Genomic DNA, 8,871 nt, shown 5'->3' with positions numbered 1-8,871 from the left:
TTTGATACAATTGTTAATTGCCCGTTAACTTCTATAGCACTCTCGGGAGTGAAGGCAATATTAAGATAAGTGGTCTCTCCCGGGGCAATGGTGATTGGTGCAGTCTCGTAGCACTCGAAATACTGTCCGGAAACAGTCAATGCTGTTATTTCCAGAGGAGAAGAACCGGTATTTGAAATTTTTCTGGGGGTAGAGCTTCTAACTTCAATGGGAACTTCTGAAAAGTCAAATTCAGAATGGTCTATGGATATGCCAGGGGCTTCAGTGACATTAAAAGTAACCGGGATTGAAAGACTGGAAGTTGCCGGGGAATTGGAATTCAGATGTATGTTTCCGGTGTATTCTCCGGGTTCCAGTCCTGATGCATCGAAAGTAAGGGTGACTTCCTGCGAAGTACTTTCTTCAATGCTCAGTACATTTTTATCAACTCTCATCCATCGGTTATAATCTCCAAGCCATTCAATTGTGTTGCCCATTAGGGTGATGAGATCATCGTTATAATTGCCATCAGATGGAAACATATTTATGGCTACTATTGGTTTTTCAGAATTGTAAGTAATGCAGGAATATCCTGAATCAAAAGTTCCCAGACTTACTCCTGGTCCCTGAGGAACTACAAAACTGTAAATTGATGTTTCCAACAAAGTCAGATTTTCTGTTAAAGGGTGTTTTGTGAAAGAGTTGCATGAAGTGGGGGAAAAGGTATAATCATTGATTTCAACCGGGAGATATCCGCTTTCTGTAATCCGCCCCGAAAGTGTCCAGCCACCTCCAGCGCTTAAGGCTCCATTCAGAACACATAGATTACCTCCAAGGTCGATATAATCAGCCAGCATGTCCCCAAAAATTCCACCACTGGCAATTGGAGTATTTGTTGCCAGTAAAACGACGTCATAGTGAAGAAGGTATTCAGTATTTGGGGTTTGAAAAGAGATGTCAACGGAGTCAACATTCGCGATGGTCGGGAGATTTTCAATTGCCTGATGGAAGTTAGTCCCTGACTCTTGCAACGTGTTTAGGAATAGTACATTAAATCCATTGTCCGATTTGGGAGCCGGATTGCTTTTTTGTATTTTCCCGAGGTTTTTACGAGTGGCCGGAGCAAAAGATTTTAAATCTGTTGGTACTCCTTTAGTGAGTTTGGCGGTTCCCAGAGGCTTTTTATCGGTCGCGAGGTTTATTGCTACTTCAAGTGGAATACTGTTTGCAACTTCGTTGGAAATGGTAAGTGTTCTGTTGCATGAGTCGCCAGATAGAGCCTCTATATCAAAGCGATCAGAGGAGGCTGAGATTCCGGGGGCAATGATTCCCTCACCAATGATGGTGATGGTTTTTTCAGGTATCTCGGGGTCATTGGAGAAAATGGTAAAACTCCCCTCATATAGTTTTTTCTGATCAGGACTGAATAAAATCTGAATGGTTTCGGTTTCTCTTGGGGAAACGGTTTCAGGGATGGTTTCAACCTCAAAGGGAGGACCTGAAGACGTTATATCTGAAATGGTTAAAGAACCGGTTCCGTTTGTGTTGTCAATGGTGAAACTTGCTGATGAAGTTGTGCCCAGATACGTGGGAGGTAACAATACGGTGTTGGAAGCAGCCTGGAAATCAGGGACTCCGATTACATTTAAAGTAAGCGGAATGGTCACAACTTCCATCCTGGGGTCGTTATTGGTGATAATGATGTCAGATAAATAGGTGTTTTCAACCAGGTTGGTTGCATCTATCTGAAGGGAAAGGGTGGTGCTTTGTCCGGGCTCAATAGTCCCGGAGCTGATAGGGATATTACTCCATGTTGCGGGTGAAAACCGGATGCCCATATTATTGGCGATAATTTCCGGGTTAAGGAAGGTTTCTTCCGCACCGCAGCTGCCAATCCCTTTTGTTCCGTCTATATTATCAATGCCTGCCAAATAAGGGGTAGTCCCAACCTCTTGGTACTGAAAGAGAATGGTGTTTCTCCCTTCTGAAAATACGATTTGGAAAGTGTTCCTTATATCGGAACTGTAAAGTGGAATGTTGTTGTATTCCACCACAAATTTTCTTGCGGGTTCGGTTCCAAAAACCTTGTAAGCGATAAAACTGTTTTCATCAGGAAGTAAATCCACTCCAAAAGGACAGATAGTTCCACTACCACCTGGAATGCATTCCGGGAACCAAACGTTAGGATTGTTGAAACTGACCCATCCGTTTGACTTCACATTGATGGAGGTGTACGTGTTTTCGTAATACTTGAAAGAAAAGCCCAGCGGAATATCATTTTTAGTGTCATCGTCGCCAAGGGAAATCATTGTTCCATCGGAGGTGTCATACCAGTCTAAGGTGGTGGTATTCCATAGATAACCTGCTTCTTTGGATCCTCCGCTTTCTTTGATTTCCCGGTCAGTGAACGAGGGTTCTATCAGTTGACCTTTGGTTACCGGAGTATAATATTCGGGTACCTGTGTGCTTGGGGCTTTTAAATTCTTTTCTAAAGAAGTGTGTTCTTCCTGAATATCAACGTTGAAGTTGAGATTGCCATCACCATTGTTGGTGAGTTCAATTAAACGGGTTGTGATTTCTCCCGAATTAAGCGTCTCCTCGATTTCAGTGGGGGAATACACCAGCAGTGGAATCTGGTCGGAACTGTTAGCCGTAAGAGCAATGGTAATATTTTCAGCGTCAGGTGCATTGGTGCTGAAAGAGAGGTTTTCGGAGTAACTTTGGACTTGTAAAGGGTCGAAAATGATTTCCCAGGAATAGGTGTCCCCGGGTTGAATGGAGGCGGGGATTTGGGAGGATGAAAATTCGTCGGAAGAAAAAGCAGTTTCGGAAATTACCAGTTCTGATGTTCCCTGATTTTGGATTTCAATGGTCCGACCCTTGGGGTGTCCGATGTAAACTTGCCCGTAATCGATCAATAAAGTGCTAATTTCAAGTTGGGGAGAAAAAGTTTTAGTTTGAGCTAAGCGTCCATAAGAGTATTCGTTGTTTTCGTCAAAACTCCAGATCCTGAAATGGTAAGTGGTATTTCTTTCCAGTTCCTGAAGTTCCTTTGTCAAATCGCTTCCAATATACTTGATTACTCCGCCTCCCTGTAGTTCTTGTTCGGTGGTATAACTGGTGCCATCTTCCGGAGAACCAAATTCTCCATTTGCCGACATGGCAATCATTACCGGATTTCCATTTTCATTAAGCTCCCAGTTCAATTGAATGGCGGTTTCACTTTTTGCCTCCGCATTAAAAGATGGAGGATTTTTTACGTTCCCCAGGTATTCCTGCACCATTTCAAGAGCTTTTAGTGCATTCAGACGACCGGTTCCCAATAACCCCTGGTACTGAGGGTTCGAAGCATAGTGGTTGTCGGTAGAGGAAAGCAGAATGGTTGCAAGTTCGTCGTTGGTTAAATATTGCGGAGCCTGCGACAATATCAGGGCAGCAACTCCAGAAACATGGGGGCATGCCATTGATGTTCCCTGATAAAAGTCATATCCTCCGTTGCTGATGGTACTTAAAACTCCCTCTTCATAATTATAATCCGTTTCTCCACCGGGTGCAGAGATGTCAACCCATTCTCCGTAATTGGAGTACCACGACACCTGGTCGTTGTGATTGGTTGCTGCAACTGCAATGGCACCTTCATAGCATCCCGGATACCAATTGCCGTCATCACTGTCATTCCCGGCGGCGAAAAAAGTAATTCCCCCCTGCATGATAGTGCCTCCGCCATATTCGTTAAAATAATCAATGCCGTCGAGGTCAGATTGATTGTAATAATCGGGCCCCATATAGCCCCAGCTGTTTTGGGATATGGCGGCACCATTGTCGGCTGCCCAGACATTCATTTCCAGCGTTGACATTCCATGCTGGCCGTCAAATAAGTCTAAACTCATTATCCGAACGCCATCATTATTCCCACTACCTCCGGCAATACCGGAAACACCTGTGCCATTCTGGTTGAGGGCCGCGATTGTTCCTGCCACATGTGTGCCATGGTTCCCAGGAAGGGTTGCTTCACCTTCAGGGCCTATCCCTTGCCAGATATTCCCCGCCAAGTCGGGATGATTGAAATCTACTCCCTGGTCAATTACTGCGACAATGACATCCGGATTGCCCTGTATGAATTCCCAGGCTTCGGGCAGATCGATGTCTGCATCTTCAACTCCTGCTGTTTGGCCGGTGTTGTGATAATGCCACTGCTCTGAAAAAAGGTTATCATTAGGAATCCAGGTTTCCCGGACAGGATTTTTGTCCTGGCTTGTTTTTGGGGAATTGCTAACGGGTTGAATGGGAACAATTTTAAAAACCGGTTCGACGATTTCCACCGATTCCAGTTTTTGGTACTGGCTTATCAGATGGGAAATGTTTATCTTTTCACTGGTTTCGAACTCATACCAAAGGTGTAAGCTGTTATTTTTGTGTTTTTCTTTCCGAAGGGTTGAAGATTTAAGTGATGAGTGGTAAATATCTGCAAGAAGAGCTTTTCCTTTCACTACGCTAAATTGACGGTTAAGAGCATCAACTTCTTTGATACCGGTAATGGAAATACCGGACAAACTCTTTAATGTTTGGGGCGTTTCAAGTTGTTTCTCAGCTACATCCTTAAATTTGATCCTAAACTTTTGTGGTTCGTAAACCTCTGGTGGAATTTGGGAGAAATCGATTTGACGAGTGCGACTCCCTTGAGAATAAATGTTTTGAGGTGTTGTTGCAGAAATCAATATTACAATTGAGAGCAGGGGCAACAAGGTTGCTTTTGACAAAAGTCGTTTCATGGAGGGTTATGAGTTTGGGTACAAATTATTTTCTTCCAACAAAATTAAGTACTTGTGATTTAGGTACAAATTTATTTGATGGACTGGCAGTTTTTCTTAGATGAAGGCAATATATAACACAAAAAATCATAAGGTATAAAAAAGGTGTTTAACCTATATGGTATCTAAGTCTTGAGGTTTTTCGGTTAAAATTGGGTGTCGCCAAATTTCTAATAAGAAAAGTTGTACTGCTTTGGTAGTTAGATGATTAAATGTCTTTAGGAAAGTTTTTTGGTGGTTGTCAGCAGTCTTGAATGATTAATTGACCCTGATTTTAGGTCAATTTGTTACCTGCAGGGTTTGTGTTTCTTTTTTAAGATTGGGAACAGGTTTTTTGGGGTTGAAAAGTTCATTTGTGATTACGCAAATTCTGATGAGGTACAGCAAAGAAAGAACTTGAACTCCTGAATACTTTTGCACCAGCATGACGGGGCACTTGAGGTTCAAGACTACGGTAAGGACGCAATTAATATAAAACCGATAACGTAACTAAAATTTTACGGATGAAGCTAAAATGGATTTTTATTTTCCTGGGACTATTTTTTTCATTTTCTCTTTCCGCCCAGGATTACATTGTTTCAGCAGATGGTTCGGGTGATTTTAAAACGGTGCAGGATGCGATTGATGCAGTTCCCGATTTTAGAAAACAAAGAACAACCATTTTCATTAAAACCGGGGTTTACAAAGAAAAACTTGTGTTGCCGGCATCAAAAAATAATGTGACATTTATTGGTGAGGATAAGTTTAAGACCATTATTACCTATGATGATTATGCTTCCAGACTGAATCGGTTTGGTGAGGAGATGGGAACAACCGGGTCTTCGGGTTTCTTTCTATTTGGGAATGACTTTATAGCCCGTAACCTGACTTTTGAGAACTCAGCAGGACCAGTGGGGCAAGCCGTGGCGGTTCGTGTTGATGGCGACCGGGTGGTGTTTGAAAACTGCAGGTTTCTCGGGAATCAGGATACACTCTATCCACATGGTGATGCAAGTCGTCAATACTATAAAAACTGTTACATTGAAGGAACGGTTGATTTTATTTTCGGGTGGTCAACGGCGGTTTTTGAGGGTTGCGAGATTTTCTGTAAGGGCAAGGGCTACATTACAGCAGCTTCTACCAGCCAGGGGAAGGAATTTGGATTTGTCTTCATTGATTGTCGAATCACAGGAAGCGCCCCGGAAAATTCGTTTTACCTCGGGCGTCCCTGGCGACCTTATGCACAAACCGTTTTTATTAATTGTTTTCTTGATAAGCATATTAAACCTGAAGGATGGCACAATTGGCGGAGTGAGGAAAAAGAAAAAACAGCTTATTATGCGGAATACAATTCTTATGGTCCGGGGGCAGCTTTGACAGAACGTGTTTCCTGGGCACATCAGTTGACTGAAGAGGAAGCCAAGAAATACACTTCGAAAAACATACTCGCTGGAGAAGACAACTGGGATATTGAGAGAGTTTTGAGTTCAGGGCTTTGAGTTCTGTGTTGGGAAAGACATTGCGAATGGTTCTTAGTTTGGGTTATAGATATTACTTCAGAAATATTAGCTAAGAGTTAAGAGCCAGGAACTATCAGCTTTTTTCTTTCAACCTCGACCCTCAGCATTCAACTGTCCACCATTGCACCGGATTAGAAATAAAACAAAAAAAAATATAGTATAATGAAAAAACTATTCCAATCACTGGCAATTTTGATGATGGCTTTTCCTCCTGTTCAGGGACAGGATGCGCCGGTATCAGAAGTATGGGTTGCCGATCAGGGTGACGGAACCTACAGGAATCCAATTCTTCATGCCGACTATTCCGACCCGGATGTTTGTCGCGTCGGGGATGACTACTACATGACTGCTTCCAGCTTTAATTGCGTGCCAGGACTGCCCATTCTGCATTCCCAGGATTTGGTCAACTGGGACCTGATTGGATATGCTCTTGAGAGGCAGTATCCCGAAGAGCATTTCTCTGAACCTCAGCATGGCAATGGAGTGTGGGCTCCTTCGATCCGGTACCACAATGGGGAGTTTTATATTTATTACGGCGACCCGGATTTTGGCATTTATATGCTCAAAGCCAAAGAACCTGGAGGTCAATGGACAAAGCCGCATCTGGTGAAAAACGGCAAAGGCCTCATCGATCCGAGTCCGCTGTGGGACGATGATGGAAAAGCTTATCTGACGCATGCTTTTGCGGGAAGCAGAGCAGGACTTAAATCTGTGTTGATGGTTCATGAAATGGCACCCGATGGAGAGTCATTGATTGGAGATCCGGTCATGGTTTTCGATGGTCATGATAAAAATCCTACAGTGGAAGGAGCTAAATTTTACAAGCACGATGGTTTTTATTACATCTTCGCCCCGGCGGGAGGGGTTACAAAAGGATGGCAGCTGGCATTGCGTTCAGAATCGCCCTTTGGGCCTTACACGTTCAGGCGGGTGCTGGAACAAGGTTCGACCGATATTAACGGACCCCATCAGGGCGGCTGGGTAGAGACTCAAAAAGGAGAATTCTGGTTTATTCATTTTCAGGATAAAGGGGCCTACGGACGAATAGTTCATCTGCAACCTATGAGTTGGAAAGATGGTTGGCCCCTGATGGGGGAGGATTATGACGGCAACGGTGTTGGAGAGCCTGTAAAATTGCATAAGAAACCGGATATTGATACTGAGTGGAAAGTTGTGACTCCTCCGGAAAGTGATGAATTTAATCACCACACAAAGGCTCTTCAATGGCAATGGCATGCCAATCCAGTGCCCAAATATGGGTTTCCTACCGGAAATTTGGGATACTACCGATTAAACTGTCGTCCGCGTCCGGCAGAAGCCCAAAATCTTTGGTCTGTTCCCAATATGCTTTTACAGAAATTCCCTGCCGATGTGTTCATGGCTTCCACCAAACTTACCTTTAATCACCGTTTCGATGGGGAAGAAGTCGGTTTTGTTGTGATGGGAGATTCTTACCAATACATCTCTCTGAAGCAGGAAAAAGGAAAATTGATGGTGCGTGTGGTGCGTTGCAATGGAGCCCGGAAGGGTGGGGCCGAAGAGGTGTTGTACGAAGATGAAGTGAAAAGTAATACCGTCTATTTTCGAATTGAAGTAACTGAAGGAGCTCAATGTCACTTCAGCTTTAGTGAAAACGGGCACGATTTTTCAACATTGGGAGATGTTTTTCAAGCGGTTGAGGGGCGATGGATAGGCGCCAAAATAGGTTATTTTGCTTTGCGTGACGGAATGATAAATGATGCCGGAAATGTGGATGTTGATTGGTTCAGAGTTGAGCCGTTGAAGTAAACCAGGGATAAATTTTTTTGTGAATCAGTATTCCGAATTTGAATTTTTGAGTGCCACTAAAACCAAAAGCGACTGAAAGATGGAAAGTATGCCACTAAAACGGGTTATTTTGAGTTTTAGTGGCAAAAAAACTACCGGATGGTAAATTAGATGAGATGATGTAACCGCTCATCATAATTTTCGTCTTCCATTTCTTCTTTGTAATAACGCTTCCGAATGCGATCAATTACGGAATTGCTTCCCGAATCCTCCAGGGCAATTTTCAGAATAAACCATACCGCTATCACCAACAAAATGGCTCCAATGATCCAAAAAACGGTAAGTCCTGTAACTGCTGCAAAAGTTAACATAGTCTTCAACCTCCTTTCTATTTATGATTGCTGACAAATAACCCGGGGCCGGAAACAGAATGTTACTATTAATGTTCCAATGGCCCAAAATCCTGTCCCCCGCCCTGAGCTTATTCTAATTTCGTACAAAATTGAGGTGTTGTCAACTATTTCTGACAATAGCTGCTGAGTTGAACACCTTGCGGTTTAAAGGATTGTGGTGAAATAACTTGCCGCTTTAAACTTGTACTTTTGCCCTTTAACTTTCTTGAAAATCCATTAACTTGCTAGCTATTCGCAGTATTCTCAAGTTGGCAAAGAACAAAATAACTTCGTTTAATCTGTCAATTTATTTCATTACAAACCTAAAGGGATTTGATGGCCTTCTCCAGAAGTGCTCGTATCTCTTCCGCAATGCTGGTTAGTTTGTCATTTTCCACAGCCAGCATGGATGCAACAGGATCC

General features: G+C 43.2%; 4 protein-coding genes. 2 read left to right on the top strand and 2 right to left on the bottom strand.

From position 1 onward, the window contains the following. A partial coding sequence (locus QZZ43_RS06350; RefSeq protein WP_291857167.1) for a S8 family serine peptidase occupies positions 1 to 4,751 on the bottom strand: 4,751 nt, incomplete at its 3' end. Positions 4,752 to 5,293: 542 nt separating this feature from the next. On the opposite strand from QZZ43_RS06350, the gene QZZ43_RS06345 reads away from it, so the two are divergent. Continuing rightward, positions 5,294 to 6,268: a pectinesterase family protein gene (locus tag QZZ43_RS06345; RefSeq protein ID WP_291857165.1), complete on the top strand. Its 975-nt coding sequence runs from the start codon at positions 5,294 to 5,296 to the stop codon at positions 6,266 to 6,268. A 183-nt stretch (positions 6,269 to 6,451) separates the two neighbouring features. After that, entirely contained in the window at positions 6,452 to 8,077 is a 1,626-nt protein-coding gene (locus tag QZZ43_RS06340) for a glycoside hydrolase 43 family protein (protein WP_291857163.1), read from the top strand. 146 nt (positions 8,078 to 8,223) lie between these two features. Here the strand turns inward: QZZ43_RS06340 and QZZ43_RS06335 are convergent, their stop codons facing one another. Continuing rightward, positions 8,224 to 8,436 (bottom strand): hypothetical protein, encoded by a 213-nt coding sequence (locus QZZ43_RS06335; RefSeq protein ID WP_291857161.1) that lies wholly within the window; start codon positions 8,434 to 8,436, stop codon positions 8,224 to 8,226. Between the last annotated feature and the right edge of the window lie 435 nt (positions 8,437 to 8,871).

The sequence above is a fragment of the Marinilabilia sp. genome (assembly GCF_016278715.1).
Classification (GTDB): domain Bacteria; phylum Bacteroidota; class Bacteroidia; order Bacteroidales; family Marinilabiliaceae; genus Marinilabilia.
This window is presented reverse-complemented; position numbering and strand designations above follow the sequence as displayed.